The organism is Pseudomonas sp. Leaf58 (assembly GCF_003627215.1).
In the GTDB taxonomy this organism is placed as follows: Bacteria; Pseudomonadota; Gammaproteobacteria; order Pseudomonadales; family Pseudomonadaceae; genus Aquipseudomonas.
Genome location: NZ_CP032677.1, coordinates 334,596 through 349,852, shown reverse-complemented (window position 1 = coordinate 349,852; position 15,257 = coordinate 334,596). Strand labels below are relative to the sequence as shown.

Genomic DNA, 15,257 nt, shown 5'->3' with positions numbered 1-15,257 from the left:
CCGCTCCTACATGCAGGAGCGGGTTTACCCGCGAAGAGGCCGGTGAGGTCAAGAGACGATCAGCACTCGATAGCGCTGACCGCCAGGCCACCGCGCGAAGTCTCTTTGTATTTGTCGTGCATGTCGGCGCCGGTGTCACGCATGGTGCGGATTACCTGGTCGAGGGAAATGAAGTGCTCGCCGTCACCGCGCAAGGCCATCTGCACCGCGTTGATGGCTTTGACTGCGGCAATTGCGTTGCGCTCGATGCACGGCACCTGCACCAAGCCACCGACCGGGTCGCAGGTCAGGCCGAGGTTGTGTTCCAGGGCGATCTCGGCAGCGTTCTCCACCTGTGGCGGAGTGGCACCAAGCACTTCGGCAAGGCCGGCAGCAGCCATGGCGCACGCCGAACCGACCTCACCCTGGCAACCCACTTCGGCACCTGAGATCGATGCGTTTTTCTTGCACAGGATGCCCACCGCTGCAGCGGCGAGGAAATAGTCAACCACGTTGGATTCGTTAACCGCATCGCTGAAACGCATGTAGTAGTGCAACACCGCCGGGATGATGCCGGCCGCGCCATTGGTCGGCGCGGTAACCATGCGCCCGCCAGCGGCGTTCTCTTCGTTGACCGCCAGGGCAAACAGGTTGACCCACTCCATGGCGCTCATGGTCGAGCCAATCACGTTGGGCTTGCCGACTTCTTGCAGGCTGCGGTGCAGCTTGGCGGCGCGACGGCGCACGTTCAGCCCGCCGGGCAGCGTGCCTTCGTACTTAAGGCCGTTGTTGACGCATTCCTGCATGGCTTCCCAGAGCTTGTGCAGGCCGGCGCGGATCTCTTCCTCGCTGCGCCAGACCTTCTCGTTGGCCATCATCAATTGCGACACGCTGAGGTCGTTTTGCTTGCACAGGCGCAGCAGTTCGGCGGCGCTGTTGAAGTCGTACGGCAGCACCGTTTGATCAGCATCCAAAACGCCGCTGGCAGCCTGTGCGGCATCGACCACAAAGCCGCCGCCCACCGAGTAGTAGGTGTCGCGGTGCAGCTCGCCCTGCTCGCCTTCGGCGATCAAGGTCATGGCGTTGGGGTGGTAGGGCAGGTTTTCGTCCAGCAGCAGCATGTCGCGGGCCCAGACGAATTCGATGGGCAGGCGGCTGTCCAACTGCAGGGTGTTGGTTTCACGCAGGTCAGCGATACGCGGCACGATCTGGGTGGGGTCGATGGCGTCCGGCCACTCGCCCATCAGGCCCATGATGGTGGCGTTGTCGGTGCCGTGGCCGATACCGGTGGCCGACAGCGAGCCATATAGGCGCACTTCGATCCGCTTCACACGTTCCAACTCGCCGCGCTCGCGCAGGCCCTGAACGAACAGGGCGCCAGCACGCATGGGGCCGACGGTGTGGGAGCTGGAGGGCCCGACACCGATCTTGAACAGGTCGAACACGCTGATGGCCATTGTCGAATCACCTCTTGCTGGGCTTGTCTCTGCGCGCCATGCGCAGGGCGGGGCAACTGCTAGGCTGAAGCTGCGAGCCGCCGTGAATGCACGCATCATCAGGCTTTTGCGTAGCCCCCCGCCGTCTGCAACCGACGTACTTTTGTCCAGCAGCGCCGCCCTGTTTTTAGCCCGCTAAACGCCGTTTTCGAGGGGCCTGGTGACGCAAAAATGCGGTGGAGGGGGTGGAAAAATCCATAAGCGACATCGCCCATACTGGATACGACCCGTTCCGTACTGGTTACGACTCCACCAGTAGGCGATTGCCCGGCGCTGGAGGATTATCGAAAGCGACTCGTAAAGCACGGCCACGCATCCTGCCCTCTGCAGGCCTGGTCGACCGGACCGTTAGAACGCCCGGCGACCCACGCGAACCCGAAGACAAAATCCTCAGGAGTCCATCCATGAAAGGTTCACCCTCGCTGTTGCTGGCTGCGTTGCTGTCCACGCCCTTGCTGGCCCAGGCCGCCGAGCCCGAGCAGTGTCAGACGGTAAGGTTCTCGGATGTCGGCTGGACCGACATCACGGTCACCACCGCGACCACCAGCGTTGTGCTCGAAGCACTGGGTTACAAAACCCACACCACCATGATCTCGGTACCGGTGACCTACAAGTCGCTGGCCACCGGCAAGGACCTGGACGTGTTTCTCGGCAACTGGATGCCGACCATGGAGAACGACATCAAGCAGTACCGCGACGCCGGCACTGTGGAAACCGTGCGCGCCAACCTGGAAAACGCCAAGTACACCCTGGCCGTTCCCCAGGCGCTGTATGACAAGGGCCTGAAGGATTTCAGCGACATTCCCAAGTTCAAGAAAGAGCTCGACAGCAAGATTTACGGCATCGAGCCGGGCAACGATGGCAACCGCACCATCCAGGCGATGATCGACAAGAACGCCTTCGGCCTGAAGGACGCCGGTTTCAAGATCGTCCAGTCCAGCGAGGCCGGCATGCTGTCGCAGGTCGACCGGGCGCAGAAGCGCGGCGATGCACTGGTGTTCCTGGGCTGGGAACCGCACCCGATGAACACCCGCTTCAAGATGCAGTACCTGACTGGCGGGGACGAGTACTTCGGCCCCGACTTTGGCAAGGCGACCGTATTGACCAACACCCGCAAGGGCTATGTGCAGGAATGCAGCAACGTTGGCCAGCTGTTGAAGAACTTGTCGTTCGAGCTCAAGGATGAAAGCACCATGATGGGCTATGTCCTGGACGACAAGATGAAACCCGAAGCGGCCGCCAAGAAGTGGCTCAAGGACAACCCTGGCAAGTTGGATGCCTGGCTGGCCGGCGTTACTACCGTGGATGGCAAACCCGGCCTTGAGGCGGCCAAGGCCAAGCTCGCGCAATAACGAACTACGCAATAGCGCTACCTCGGGGCCGGCCGTGCCTGCCCCGGGTTGATTTCAATCTATGCAGGTGGAAGCTCGCTATCATGCTTATCGATCAGAAAATACCCCTGGGCCAGTACATCGCGTCGTTCGTCGAATGGCTGACCCAGAACGGCGCTGAATATTTCGACGCCATCGCGCAAGGCCTGGAGTTCATGATTCATGGCGTCACCAGTGCCCTGACCTGGTTCAACCCCTTCGTCCTCATCGCCCTGTTCGCCGCCCTGGCGCACCTGATCCAGCGCAAGTGGGCGCTGACCGCGTTCGTCGCCCTGTCGTTCCTGCTAATCCTCAACCTGGGTTACTGGCAGGAAACCATGGAAACCCTGGCACAGGTAACCTTCGCCACGGTGGTGTGCGTAGCCATCGGCGTGCCGCTGGGCATCGTCGCCGCGCATAAACCGATGTTCTATACCGCCATGCGCCCGGTCCTCGACCTGATGCAGACGGTACCCACCTTCGTTTACCTGATCCCTACCCTGACCCTGTTCGGCCTGGGTGTGGTGCCAGGGCTGATTTCCACCGTGGTGTTCGCCATCGCCGCGCCTATTCGCCTTACCTACCTGGGCATTTGCGATGTACCCCAGGAGCTGATGGACGCCGGCAAGGCCTTTGGCTGCTCGCGGCGCCAGTTGCTAACCCGCATCGAACTGCCGCACGCGATGCCAAGCATCGCCGCCGGCGTTACCCAGTGCATCATGCTGTCGCTGTCGATGGTGGTGATCGCCGCCCTGGTCGGCGCTGATGGCCTGGGCAAACCTGTGGTCAACGCACTGAACACCGCCGATATTTCCCTGGGCTTCGAAGCGGGCCTGGCGATCGTGCTGCTGGCGATCATGCTCGACCGTATCTGCAAGCAACCGGAACTGCCGGTAAGGGGTGAAGCATGAGCATCATTCGTTTCGAAGACGTCGACGTCATCTTCTCCAACAAGCCGCGCGAAGCGCTGTCACTGCTCGACCAAGGCAAGACTCGCGAGCAGATCCTCAAGCAGACCGGGCTGGTGGTGGGTGTCGAAAAGGCCAACCTGGACATCAACAAAGGCGAGATCTGCGTGCTGATGGGCTTGTCCGGTTCGGGCAAATCCAGCTTGCTGCGATGCATTAACGGCCTCAACACGGTCAGCCGCGGCAAGCTGTTTGTCGAGCATGAAGGCAAGCACATCGACATTGCCCACTGCACCCCGGCCGAACTGAAGATGATGCGCACCAAGCGCATTGCCATGGTGTTCCAGAAGTTTGCCCTGATGCCCTGGTTGACGGTGCGCGAGAACATCAGCTTTGGCCTGGAAATGCAGGGCCGGCCAGAAAAGGAACGGCGCAAGCTGGTCGACGATAAGCTTGAACTGGTGGGCCTGACGCAGTGGCGCAACAAAAAACCGGACGAGCTGTCCGGCGGCATGCAGCAGCGCGTCGGCCTGGCCCGGGCGCTGGCGATGGACGCCGACATCCTGCTGATGGACGAACCGTTCTCGGCCCTGGACCCGTTGATCCGCCAAGGCTTGCAAGACGAGTTGCTGGACCTGCAAGCCAAGCTGAGCAAGACCATCGTGTTCGTCAGCCACGACCTGGACGAGGCGCTGAAGCTGGGTACCCGCATCGCCATCATGAAAGACGGGCGGATCATCCAATACAGCAAGCCGGAAGAGATCGTGCTGAACCCGGCCGACGAGTATGTGCGGACCTTCGTTGCCCACACCAACCCGTTGAACGTGCTGTGCGGCCGCAGCCTGATGCGGACCCTGGACAACTGCAAGCGGGTGAATGGCTCGGTGTGCCTGGACCCGGGTGTTGATTCATGGTTGGACCTGGGTGAAGGCAACTCGATCAAGCGTGCTCGCCAGGGGCAGAACGGCATGGACATGCAGAACTGGGCGCCTGGGCAGGCGGTAGAAGCGTTGGGGCGCAGGCCGACGCTGGTGCACGTGGATATCGGCATGCGCGAGGCGCTGCAAATTCGTTACCAGACGGGCAACAAGCTGGTGCTGCAGGAAAATAACAAGGTGGTGGGGATTCTTGGGGATACCGAGCTTTACCACGCCTTGCTGGGTAAAAATCACGGTTGAAGCAATTGGGGCCGCTTTGCGGCCCTTCGCGGGCGCGCCCGCGAAGGGCTGCGAAGCAGCCCCAGTCAATCAGTCAGCGAACGACGATGCCGCGTGCAGCCATGTAAGCCTTGGCCTCTGGCACCGTGTATTCGCCAAAGTGGAAGATACTGGCCGCCAGCACCGCACTGGCATGCCCTTCCAGAATGCCGTCAGCCAGGTGCTGCAGGTTACCCACACCACCCGAGGCAATCACCGGAATACCCAGCGCATCACTGATAGCGCGGGTCACGCCCAGGTCGAAGCCGTTTTTCATGCCGTCCTGGTCCATGCTGGTCAGCAGGATCTCGCCAGCGCCCAAGCCTTCCATCTTCTTCGCCCATTCAACGGCATCCAGCCCGGTCGGCTTGCGCCCACCGTGGGTGAAGATTTCCCAGCGCGGCGCGTCACCCGGCCCGGACACCTTCTTGGCGTCGATAGCCACGACGATGCACTGCGAACCGAAACGGTCAGCAGCCTCGCCGACAAACTCCGGGTTGAACACCGCAGCCGTGTTGATCGAGACCTTGTCGGCACCGGCATTGAGCAGGTTGCGAATGTCCTGCACGGTGCGCACACCACCGCCCACGGTCAGCGGGATAAACACCTGGCTGGCCATGCGCTCGACGGTATGCAAGGTGGTGTCGCGGCCATCGACGCTGGCGGTGATGTCGAGGAAGGTGATTTCATCGGCACCTTGCTCATCGTAGCGACGGGCGATTTCTACCGGGTCGCCGGCATCACGAATGTTCTCGAACTTGACGCCCTTGACCACCCGGCCGTTATCCACGTCCAGGCAAGGGATGATGCGCTTGGCCAGTGCCATGGTTCAGTCCTCAGCCTTGGTAGTTGTCGCAGAAGGCCTGGGCCTCGGCGACATCGAGGGTGCCTTCGTAGATGGCACGGCCAGTGATGGCGCCGATGATGCCCGGGGCCTTGGCGTCCAGCAGGGCCTTGATGTCGCCCAGGTTGTGAATACCGCCCGAGGCGATCACCGGAATGCGCGTGGCTTCGGCCAAGGCTTTGGTGAAGGGCACGTTGCAGCCCTGCATCATGCCGTCCTTGGCAATGTCGGTGTAGACGATCGCCGAGACGCCATCGGCCTCGAAACGCTTGGCCAAGTCGATGACCTGCACCGAGCTGACTTCAGCCCAGCCATCGGTGGCAACGAAGCCGTCTTTGGCGTCCAGGCCAACAATCACCTTACCTGGGAAGGCCTTGCACGCTTCGGCGACGAACTCTGGCTGCTTGACCGCCTTGGTGCCGATGATGACGTAGCTGACGCCAGCCTTGACGTAGTGCTCGATGGTTTCCAGCGAGCGGATGCCACCACCGATCTGGATCGGCAGGTTCGGGTAGCGCTTGGCGATGGCGGTAACCACCTCACCGTTGACCGGCTGGCCTTCGAAGGCACCGTTGAGGTCGACCAGGTGCAGGCGGCGGCAGCCACCCTCGACCCACTTGGCGGCCATGCTCACCGGGTCGTCGGAAAATACCGTGGAGTCTTCCATGCGGCCCTGGCGCAGGCGCACGCAGGCACCGTCCTTCAGATCGATAGCGGGGATAATCAGCATCTTGGGAACCTGTCTGTTCTTAGGGTTTCAGGGCTTCTCGAGCGCCCACAGATCACTTTCGATGCTCTCGAACCGCTCCTTGAGGTGCAGCTGAACATCGGCAATCGCCCTGTTGTAGTAAAGGGGTGCAATTTCTTTGCTGAACAGCTCAAGGACCTCGGCTACCTCGAACGACCCCAGCTCCAGCTCGAAACGGTCTTCGAGAAAGCGCTTGAGTGTGTCGAGCGCTTCGCGCTCTTGTTCGGGGGCCAGGGTGATGGCCGCGGCCTTGGTCTTCGACCTGCTCATTTACCAGCGCCCGTCCCAGGCAACGAAGTTCTGCAGCAGCTGCAGGCCATGGGTATGGCTCTTCTCGGGGTGGAACTGCACGGCAAAGCGCGAACCATCGGCCAGCGCAGCGGCAAAATCGACACCGTAATGGCCGCGACCAACCACTTGGGCCGGCTTGCCAGCATTGATGTAGTAGCTGTGCACGAAGTAGAAACGCGCACGATCAGGGATGTCGTGCCACAGCGGGTGGTCGTTGGTCTGGCCCACTTCGTTCCAGCCCATGTGCGGCACCTTCAGGTGCTCGCCGTCTTCTTTCAGGTCTTTGCCGAAGAAGCGCACCTGGCCGGGGAACAGGCCAATGCAGTCGACACCGTCGTTTTCTTCGCTGTGCTCCAACAGTGCCTGCATACCCACGCAGATACCGAGGAACGGGCGGTCCTGGCTAACTTCGCGCACCAGGCTGTCGAAGCCCAGGCGGCGGATTTCGGCCATGCAATCGCGAATTGCGCCCACACCTGGGAACACCACACGGTCGGCCTCGCGAATAACCGCGGCATCGCTGGTGACCAGCACTTTACCGGCACCTACGTGCTCAAGCGCCTTGGCCACCGAGTGCAGGTTGCCCATGCCATAGTCGATTACGGCTACCGTCTGCATTTACAGGCACCCTTTGGTGGAAGGCATCTGCCCGGCCATGCGCTCGTCGAGGGTGATGGCCATGCGCAGGGCGCGGCCGAAAGCCTTGAACACGGTTTCGATCTGGTGGTGGGTGTTGTGGCCACGCAGGTTGTCGATGTGCAGGGTTACCAGCGCGTGGTTGACGAAGCCCTGGAAGAACTCCTGGAACAGGTCGACGTCGAAACCACCCACGCTAGCGCGGGTGTACGGCACGTGCATCTGCAGGCCCGGGCGACCGGAGAAATCGATGACCACGCGCGACAGCGCTTCGTCCAGCGGCACGTAGGCGTGGCCGTAGCGGAAGATACCTTTCTTGTCACCGATGGCCTGGGCGAATGCCATGCCCAAGGTGATGCCGACGTCTTCGACGGTATGGTGATCGTCGATATGCGTGTCACCCTTGCACTCGATATCCAGGTCGATAAGCCCATGGCGGGCAATCTGGTCCAGCATGTGTTCAAGGAAAGGCACACCGATATCGAATCGGGCCTTGCCACTGCCATCGAGGTTGATCGAGCACTTGACCTGGGTTTCCAGGGTATTGCGCTCGACGGAAGCCTTACGTTCGACCATCACCAGCTCCGCAAAATCATAGGGCGAAAAGGGTTCCATTATAGGCCCAGAACGCGCCAGCTTGAAACGCGGATGACATATGGCAAAGCGAGGAATTACGCGGCCTGGATACCGCTACAGGTCTATACAACTGGGTAATTGCGGCTACTTGCAGCCCATCGCCGGCAAGCCACCTCCTCTAGGGACCTCACAGCGCTCCAGGCCTGCGGTATACCTGTGGGAGCTGGCTTGCCGGCGATGGGGCCGGTACAGCCAGCCGAATCAGCCGCTGGTATCACTCATCAATGGAATAGCACAGCGGTCTTTTGCAAGGTAATCCACACCCCCCAGGCCAACGGCACGACCACCACCGCCCAGGCCAGCACTACCAGCGGCAGGCTCCCAGGTGCCGCCTTCCACTCCAGCGACCGCGCTGCATCGGCGCCCTTGTCATGGCTCAGCGCACGCTCGGCAGCCAGCTCGGCATCGGTCATGAAGTGCTTGTCGGCCACCGGGCGCACCAGCATGTTGCAGATAAAGCCCAGCACCAGCAGGCCGGCGAGGATGTACAGGGTCATGTCGTAAGCCGCCGCCCGCTCTACGCCGGCGGCCAGCTGATACTCGCGCAGGTAGGTGATCAGCACCGGCCCCAGCACCCCCGCCGCCGCCCAAGCGGTGAGCAAACGGCCATGAATGGCGCCGACCATCTGCGTGCCGAACAGGTCGGCCAAGTACGCCGGGACCGTGGCAAAACCACCACCATACATCGACAGGATGATGCAGAACGCCGCCACGAACAGGGCCACGTTGCCCAGGTGGCCCATGTTCGGCACCAGGCTGTACAAGCCTACGCCCAGGGCGAAGAAGGCAAAGTAGGTGTTTTTGCGGCCTATGTAGTCGGAGAACGACGCCCAGAAGAACCGCCCGCCGATGTTGAACAGGCTCAACAGGCCAGTGAAACCGGCGGCGATGGCAGCAATTTGCGCCAGCTGGGCACTGTTCAGCTCGCTGAAACTCAGTTCGTTGCCCAGCAACTTGCCGGCGAACACTTCCTGCAGCAGCGGCGAAGCCATGCCAAGAATGCCGATACCCGCCGACACATTAAGGCACAGCACCAGCCAGATCAGGGCGAATTGCGGGGTCTTCCAGGCCACGCTGACGTGCACATGGCGGTCGGTGACCATGGTGTTACCGGCCTTCTTCAGGGGTGCGCTCCAGCCTTCAGGCTTCCAGCCGGTCGGCGGCACGCGATAGGCCAAGGCGCCGGCGACCATGAACACGAAGTAGATCGCCGCCATGGCCACGAAGCTCTGCCACACGCCCACCTCCTGCGCGTTGCCGAAGTGGCCCATCAGCGCGGTGGCCAACGGTGCGCCAACCATGGCCCCACCGCCAAAGCCCATGATCGCCATGCCGGTGGCCATGCCGCGTTTGTCTGGGAACCACTTGATCAGGGTCGACACCGGCGAGATGTAGCCCAGGCCCAGGCCGATACCGCCGATCACCCCAGAACCCAGCCACATCAGCCACAGCTGGTGAGTTTTTACGCCAACGGCCGAAATCAGCATGCCGCCGCACCAGCACAGTGCCGACACCAGGCCAGCCTTGCGCGGGCCGGCGTGTTCCAGCCAACCGCCCAACACGGCCGCCGAGCAACCAAGGAAGACGAAGAACAGGGTGTAGATCCAGCTGAGCATGGAGATCGGCCAGTCGCATTCAGCACTGAACATACGGGCCATGAAACCCATGTCCGCCGCGCAGGCAACCGGCGCGCTGATGCCAAGCGCTTGCGACAGGGGCAGCCAGAACACCGAGAAGCCATAAGCCATGCCGATGCACAGGTGGATGGCCAGGGCAGCTGGCGGGACCAGCCAGCGGTTAAAGCCCGGGCGGGCGATGATGCGCTCCTTCGACAGGAAGCCTGGCGCACTGGCCAAGGCCCCCGCCGTGACGGTACTGCTCATGAATCTGATCCTTTTTATAGGGAGAGTGCAGGCAAAGCGGCGCAAGGGTAGCAGCATCAAGTAGCGTGAAAGCAATCTGATATCGTCGTTTTTTGCCTGACTGAAACGGTCATGTAGCCTGTGCCGGCCCTTTCGCGAGTGAGCCCGCGAAGAGCCGGCACAGGCAAAACATCTTTCTGTAGAAAGCCGTACCATCTGCTGTGCACGTAGGAAATACCCTGTATCTCTAGTCGTATACGCAGGGACAACCACTGCGGCGCTATACTCTGGCGCTGGAATTTCAAAATCGGACTACAAGGACTCGCCCATGAAAGCGTTCGGCAAAATCCTGGGACTGGGGCTTCTCGGGTTGCTGCTGATCATCGTGGCGCTGGGCTTCGCCCTGACCCACCTCTTCGACCCTAACGACTACAAAGACGAGATCCGCCAGCTGGCACGTGACAAAGCGCACGTCGAGCTGACCCTCAACGGTGATATTGGCTGGAGCCTGTTCCCGTGGCTGGGCCTGGAGCTGCACGAGGCCAGCATCGCCACCCTGAACAAACCCACCGAGCCGTTTGCCGACCTGCAGATGCTCGGCCTGTCGGTGCGCGTACTGCCATTGCTGCGCCGCGAAGTGCAAATGAGCGACGTGCGCGTCGAAGGCCTGAACCTGACCCTGGCCCGTGACGAACAGGGCCATGGCAACTGGGAAGACATCGGCAAGCCCCTGCCGGCGCAGAACAGCGCCCCTGCCGAGACACCGGCCCAGGCCCCTGCCGACCAGAAACCGGCGCCTACTGCCAGCAACGACCGTGCCGTCAAGCTGGACATCGACAGCCTGACCGTGAACAACGCCCGCGTGCAGTACACCGATGCCAAGACCGGCCAAAGCTACAGCGCCGAGAGCATCCAGCTGAGCACCGGCCCGGTCCACGAAGGCGCCAACATCCCGCTCAAGGCCAGCGCCTTCCTCAGCGCCAGCCAACCGAGCATCAAAGCCCGCACCGAACTGGCCGGCGAACTGCGCTTCGACCGCAAGCTCAAACGCTACAACTTCGAAGACATGCGCCTGTCGGGTGAAACCTCGGGTGAACCCACCGGCGGCAAAACGGTGACCTTCGCCGCCCAAGGCCAGCTGCTGGTCGACCTGGCGGCCAATGTCGCCTCGTGGAGCGGCCTGAAAATCTCGGCCAACCAACTGCGCGCACTGGGTGAGCTAAACCTGCGTGACCTGGACAAAGCGCCACAGCTGAGCGGTGGCCTGTCGATCGCGCAGTTCGACCTGCGCACCTTCCTTGACAGCATTGGCCGCCCGCTGCCGGCCAGCAATGACCCGGCGGCCTTCGCCAAGCTGGAGCTGGTCACCCGCCTGCAAGGCACGCCGAACAGCCTGGCCCTGGAAGACCTGGCAGTGAAGCTGGACGACAGCACCTTCAGTGGCCGCGTGGCTATCGAAGACTTTGCCAAGCAGGCCCTGCGCTTGCAGCTCAAGGGCGACACCTTCGACGCCGACCGCTACCTGCCCGCCAAGAGCGAGGAGGCCAAGGGGGCTACCGCCGCGCGCCAGGCCGAAGTCAAGCAACAGGAAGCCAGCGCCGTATCCGGTGCCGGCTCCACGCCGCTGCCCAACGCCCCCACCCAAGTGGCCTGGAGCGACGACAAGCTGCTACCGGTCGACCGCCTGCGTGCCCTCGACCTGCAAGCCGACCTGACCTTCGGTGCACTAACCCTGGACAAGCTACCGATCAGCGACGCCCAGCTGCAGGTGACGGGCCAAGGCGGCCTGGTGACCTTGAAAACCCTGCGTGGCGGCCTTTACAACGGCACCTTCGAAGCCAAGGGCACGGTCGACGTGCGCCCTGCGGTGCCGCAGCTGGGCATCAACACGCACATCCAGCGGGTGCCGGTGGAGCACTTCATCAAGGCCGACGGCAAGGATCAGGCGCCACCGGTCAAAGGCCTGCTGACGCTCAGCAGCGACCTCACCGCCACCGGCAACAGCCAGAAGGCACTGGTCGACACCCTCAACGGCAGCGCAAACTTCACCATCAACGACGGCGTGCTGGTCAATGCCAACCTCGAACAGCAGCTGTGCCAGGCCATCGCCACGCTAAACCGCAAGTCGCTCAGCGGCGAGCCACGTGGCAAGGACACGCCGTTCCAGGAACTGCGTGGCAGCCTGGTGGTGCGCAATGGCATCGCCAGTAACCCGGACCTCAAGGTGCGTATCCCGGGCCTTACCGTCAACGGCCACGGCGACCTCGACCTGCGCGTGCTAGGCATGGACTACAACGTCGGCGTGATCGTCGAAGGCGACCAACGCGCCATGCCGGACCCGGCCTGCCAGGTCAATGAACGCTATGTCGGTGTGGAAGTACCGCTGCGCTGCCGCGGCCCGCTGGAACTAGGCGCCAAAGCCTGCCGCCTGGACCAGGACGGCCTGGGCAAGGTTGCCGCCAAGCTGGCCGGCAACCGCCTACAAGACAAGATCGATGAAAAACTCGATGAAAAACTCGGAGACAAAGTGAGCCCGGAATTGAAAGATGCGCTTAAGGGGCTGTTCAAGCGATGAGCCCCGAGCAGTTCTCCAGCGCTGTGCTGGGTTGGTATGACGAACACGGCCGGCACGACCTGCCCTGGCAACAGGGCATCACCCCGTACCGGGTGTGGGTGTCGGAAATCATGTTGCAGCAAACCCAGGTGAGCACCGTGCTCAACTACTTCGACCGCTTCATGCAGGCCCTGCCGACCGTGCAGGCCCTGGCCGAAGCACCGGAGGACGAAGTGCTGCACCTGTGGACGGGCCTGGGCTACTACACCCGGGCGCGCAACCTGCAAAAGGCTGCGAAGATCGTCGTGGCGCAGCATGGCGGCGAATTCCCGCGCAGTGTCGAGCAGCTCACCGAGCTGCCCGGCATTGGCCGCTCCACCGCCGGTGCCATCGCCAGCATCAGCATGGGCATCCGCGCGCCGATCCTCGACGGCAACGTCAAGCGTGTGCTGGCCCGCTACACCGCCCAGGCTGGCTACCCCGGTGAGCCCAAGGTGGCCAACCAGCTGTGGGCCACCGCCGAACGCTTTACCCCACAGCAGCGCGCCAACCACTACACCCAGGCAATGATGGACATGGGCGCTACCCTGTGCACCCGCAGCAAGCCCAGTTGCCTGATCTGCCCGCTGCAACACGGCTGCGAAGCGCACCTGCACGGCGAGCAAACCCGCTACCCCGAGCCCAAGCCGCGAAAGGCTTTGCCGCAACGGCGCACACTGATGCCGCTGCTGGCCAACCCTGAAGGCGCCATCCTGCTTTACCGCCGCCCATCCAGCGGCCTGTGGGGTGGTTTGTGGAGCCTGCCGGAGCTGGACGACATCGCCCAGCTCGACGACTTGGCCTACCAGCACGGCCTACGCCTGGCTGGCAGCCGCGCCCTGGCCAGCCTGACCCACACCTTTAGCCACTTCCAGCTGGCGATCGAGCCCTGGCTGGTGCGCGTCGACCCGGTCGGCGAGCACATGGCCGAGGCCGACTGGCTCTGGTATAACCTCGCCACCCCGCCGCGCCTGGGCCTTGCCGCCCCGGTGAAAAAGCTGCTGAAACGCGCGGCCGACGAACTGATTGCAGGAGACGCCCGATGACCCGCACCGTGATGTGCCGCAAGTACCAAGAAGAACTGCCAGGCCTGGATCGCCCGCCCTACCCCGGCGCCAAGGGCCAGGACATCTTCGAACACATCTCGCAGAAAGCCTGGGCCGACTGGCAAAAACACCAGACCATGCTGATCAACGAAAAGCGCCTGAACATGATGAACGCCGAGGACCGCAAATTCCTCCAAGGCGAGATGGACAAGTTTTTTGCCGGCGAAGAGTACGCCCAGGCGGAAGGCTACGTTCCACCCTCGGAATGACCCCACAGAACGTAAGCGACGGAATTAATTTAAAATTTTTTCAAAAAGTCGTTGACGAGCGGTCTGAAAGTCTATTTAATTCACCTCGTCGCCCAGATAGCTCAGTCGGTAGAGCAGAGGATTGAAAATCCTCGTGTCGGCGGTTCGACTCCGTCTCTGGGCACCACCTTCAAGCTTCTGGTGGTTGCAAAGTTACCCGAAGCGACAACAAGAAACCCGCCCAGTGCGGGTTTTTTGTTGCCTGTGATTTTTACAGCTCACGCTCAAAATCACATCACGCCGCCTTGACCAACATCAAGCAGCTATCAATCGCTCACCTTCACAATCGAAGATGGACATCCGAATCGATTAACAAGGCCCTCCATGAGCGAAGAATCCCCCCTCCTGCTCCCCGCCCCCAGCGAACCCACCAGCACCCCAGTCCGCACGCGCCGCCCACGCCAGCGCAAGCCCGAACCCACCATCACCCGCATCAGCCAAGAACCTGCAGCCCTTGAAGTGGCTACTGCGCCAAAGGGCAGTAACGAAGACAGCACCCGCGCCCGCCTTCCGGCCAGCTATCCGTATACCACCCGCCTGCATCGCCAAGACTACGAAAAGGCCAAGCATGCGCTGCAAATCGAGCTACTGAAGGTGCAGAGCTGGGTGAAGGAAACCGGCCAGCGCGTGGTGATCCTGTTCGAAGGGCGTGACGCCGCAGGCAAGGGCGGTACCATCAAGCGCTTCATGGAGCACCTCAACCCACGCGGCGCGCGTATCGTTGCCCTGGAAAAGCCTTCCGAGCAGGAAAAAGGCCAGTGGTACTTCCAACGCTACATCCAGCACCTGCCCACCGCAGGCGAAATGGTGTTCTTCGACCGCTCCTGGTACAACCGCGCTGGGGTCGAGAAGGTGATGGAGTTCTGCACGCCGCTGCAGTACCTGGAATTCATGCGCCAGGCCCCGGACCTGGAGCGAATGCTGTGCAACAGCGGCATCCTGCTGTTCAAGTACTGGTTCTCGGTGAACCGCGAAGAGCAGCTACGCCGCTTCATCTCGCGCCGGGACGACCCGCTGAAACACTGGAAGCTGTCGCCCATCGACATCAAGTCGTTGGACAAGTGGGACGACTACACCGGCGCCAAGGAAGCGATGTTCTTCCATACCGACACCGCCGATGCGCCGTGGACGGTGATCAAGTCCGATGACAAGAAGCGCGCACGGATCAACTGCATTCGGCACTTCCTGCATTCGCTGGACTACCCAGGGAAAGACCCAAGTGTCGCGCATGCGCCAGATGAGCTGCTGGTGGGGCGCGCCTCGCGGGGGTTCGAGGAAGATGAGCCGGCGGCGCCCAGCAGTTGAAACGCTGCTGCGCCTGCGCTTCAATACGCGCAATTTTCG

General features: G+C 62.1%; 14 protein-coding genes and 1 tRNA gene. 8 read left to right on the top strand and 7 right to left on the bottom strand.

What is annotated here, in order from left to right; all coding sequences use genetic code 11:
* Window positions 1–59 precede the first annotated feature (59 nt).
* Window positions 60–1,436 (bottom strand): L-serine ammonia-lyase, encoded by a 1,377-nt coding sequence (locus DV532_RS01545; protein ID WP_056805775.1) that lies wholly within the window; start codon window positions 1,434–1,436, stop codon window positions 60–62.
* A 443-nt stretch (window positions 1,437–1,879) separates the two neighbouring features.
* On the opposite strand from DV532_RS01545, the gene choX reads away from it, so the two are divergent.
* The 3 genes from choX to choV all read left to right on the top strand — a co-directional run bounded on the left by choX (window position 1,880) and on the right by choV (window position 4,931).
* Entirely contained in the window at window positions 1,880–2,827 is a 948-nt protein-coding gene (choX, locus tag DV532_RS01540; RefSeq protein WP_056805778.1) for a choline ABC transporter substrate-binding protein, read from the top strand.
* A gap of 80 nt (window positions 2,828–2,907) precedes the next feature.
* On the top strand, window positions 2,908–3,756 hold the full coding sequence (gene choW, locus DV532_RS01535; RefSeq protein ID WP_177339552.1) for a choline ABC transporter permease subunit: 849 nt from the start codon (window positions 2,908–2,910) through the stop codon (window positions 3,754–3,756).
* Window positions 3,753–4,931, top strand: coding sequence for a choline ABC transporter ATP-binding protein (choV, locus tag DV532_RS01530; RefSeq protein WP_056805783.1), 1,179 nt, complete (start codon window positions 3,753–3,755; stop codon window positions 4,929–4,931). Before choW ends, choV begins: the two co-directional genes overlap by 4 nt.
* Before the next feature lie 73 nt (window positions 4,932–5,004).
* Here the strand turns inward: choV and hisF are convergent, their stop codons facing one another.
* The 6 genes from hisF to DV532_RS01500 all read right to left on the bottom strand — a co-directional run bounded on the left by hisF (window position 5,005) and on the right by DV532_RS01500 (window position 9,987).
* Window positions 5,005–5,775 (bottom strand): imidazole glycerol phosphate synthase subunit HisF, encoded by a 771-nt coding sequence (hisF, locus tag DV532_RS01525; RefSeq protein ID WP_056805786.1) that lies wholly within the window; start codon window positions 5,773–5,775, stop codon window positions 5,005–5,007.
* Window positions 5,776–5,785: 10 nt separating this feature from the next.
* Window positions 5,786–6,523 (bottom strand): 1-(5-phosphoribosyl)-5-[(5-phosphoribosylamino)methylideneamino]imidazole-4-carboxamide isomerase, encoded by a 738-nt coding sequence (hisA, locus tag DV532_RS01520; protein ID WP_003255731.1) that lies wholly within the window; start codon window positions 6,521–6,523, stop codon window positions 5,786–5,788.
* 27 nt (window positions 6,524–6,550) lie between these two features.
* Window positions 6,551–6,811, bottom strand: coding sequence for a DUF2164 domain-containing protein (locus tag DV532_RS01515; RefSeq protein ID WP_056805787.1), 261 nt, complete (start codon window positions 6,809–6,811; stop codon window positions 6,551–6,553).
* Complete coding sequence (gene hisH, locus DV532_RS01510) at window positions 6,812–7,450, bottom strand: imidazole glycerol phosphate synthase subunit HisH (protein ID WP_056805790.1); 639 nt, start codon at window positions 7,448–7,450, stop codon at window positions 6,812–6,814. It abuts the gene before it with no gap.
* Window positions 7,451–8,044, bottom strand: a complete 594-nt coding sequence (gene hisB / locus DV532_RS01505) for an imidazoleglycerol-phosphate dehydratase HisB (protein WP_003255736.1) — start codon at window positions 8,042–8,044, stop codon at window positions 7,451–7,453.
* 281 nt (window positions 8,045–8,325) lie between these two features.
* Entirely contained in the window at window positions 8,326–9,987 is a 1,662-nt protein-coding gene (locus DV532_RS01500; RefSeq protein WP_056805793.1) for an OFA family MFS transporter, read from the bottom strand.
* A gap of 307 nt (window positions 9,988–10,294) precedes the next feature.
* Here DV532_RS01500 and DV532_RS01495 point away from each other — a divergent pair, with 307 nt between their 5' ends.
* From DV532_RS01495 to ppk2, 5 genes are all read left to right on the top strand, one after another.
* Entirely contained in the window at window positions 10,295–12,541 is a 2,247-nt protein-coding gene (locus DV532_RS01495; RefSeq protein ID WP_056805796.1) for an AsmA family protein, read from the top strand.
* A complete protein-coding gene (mutY, locus tag DV532_RS01490; RefSeq protein WP_056805799.1) occupies window positions 12,538–13,605 on the top strand; it encodes an A/G-specific adenine glycosylase in 1,068 nt (355 codons plus the stop codon). The genes DV532_RS01495 and mutY overlap by 4 nt, the downstream gene beginning before the upstream one ends.
* Complete coding sequence (locus DV532_RS01485) at window positions 13,602–13,874, top strand: oxidative damage protection protein (RefSeq protein ID WP_056805802.1); 273 nt, start codon at window positions 13,602–13,604, stop codon at window positions 13,872–13,874. Before mutY ends, DV532_RS01485 begins: the two co-directional genes overlap by 4 nt.
* 90 nt (window positions 13,875–13,964) lie before the next feature.
* Window positions 13,965–14,040: transfer RNA gene (locus DV532_RS01480), tRNA-Phe, on the top strand.
* A gap of 197 nt (window positions 14,041–14,237) precedes the next feature.
* Complete coding sequence (gene ppk2, locus DV532_RS01475; RefSeq protein WP_056805805.1) at window positions 14,238–15,218, top strand: polyphosphate kinase 2; 981 nt, start codon at window positions 14,238–14,240, stop codon at window positions 15,216–15,218.
* Window positions 15,219–15,257 lie beyond the last annotated feature (39 nt).

Excerpts from the sequence above, each read along its gene's own strand:
- mutY (WP_056805799.1), top strand. The coding sequence starts at position 12,538 with ATGAGCCCCGAGCAGTTCTCCAGCGCTGTGCTGGGTTGGTATGACGAA.
- hisF (WP_056805786.1), bottom strand. The coding sequence starts at position 5,775 with ATGGCACTGGCCAAGCGCATCATCCCTTGCCTGGACGTGGATAACGGC.
- DV532_RS01485 (WP_056805802.1), top strand. The coding sequence starts at position 13,602 with ATGACCCGCACCGTGATGTGCCGCAAGTACCAAGAAGAACTGCCAGGC.
- hisB (WP_003255736.1), bottom strand. The coding sequence starts at position 8,044 with ATGGTCGAACGTAAGGCTTCCGTCGAGCGCAATACCCTGGAAACCCAG.
- ppk2 (WP_056805805.1), top strand. The coding sequence starts at position 14,238 with ATGAGCGAAGAATCCCCCCTCCTGCTCCCCGCCCCCAGCGAACCCACC.
- hisH (WP_056805790.1), bottom strand. The coding sequence starts at position 7,450 with ATGCAGACGGTAGCCGTAATCGACTATGGCATGGGCAACCTGCACTCG.
- choX (WP_056805778.1), top strand. The coding sequence starts at position 1,880 with ATGAAAGGTTCACCCTCGCTGTTGCTGGCTGCGTTGCTGTCCACGCCC.
- DV532_RS01545 (WP_056805775.1), bottom strand. The coding sequence starts at position 1,436 with ATGGCCATCAGCGTGTTCGACCTGTTCAAGATCGGTGTCGGGCCCTCC.
- DV532_RS01515 (WP_056805787.1), bottom strand. The coding sequence starts at position 6,811 with ATGAGCAGGTCGAAGACCAAGGCCGCGGCCATCACCCTGGCCCCCGAA.
- DV532_RS01500 (WP_056805793.1), bottom strand. The coding sequence starts at position 9,987 with ATGAGCAGTACCGTCACGGCGGGGGCCTTGGCCAGTGCGCCAGGCTTC.
- hisA (WP_003255731.1), bottom strand. The coding sequence starts at position 6,523 with ATGCTGATTATCCCCGCTATCGATCTGAAGGACGGTGCCTGCGTGCGC.
- DV532_RS01495 (WP_056805796.1), top strand. The coding sequence starts at position 10,295 with ATGAAAGCGTTCGGCAAAATCCTGGGACTGGGGCTTCTCGGGTTGCTG.
- choV (WP_056805783.1), top strand. The coding sequence starts at position 3,753 with ATGAGCATCATTCGTTTCGAAGACGTCGACGTCATCTTCTCCAACAAG.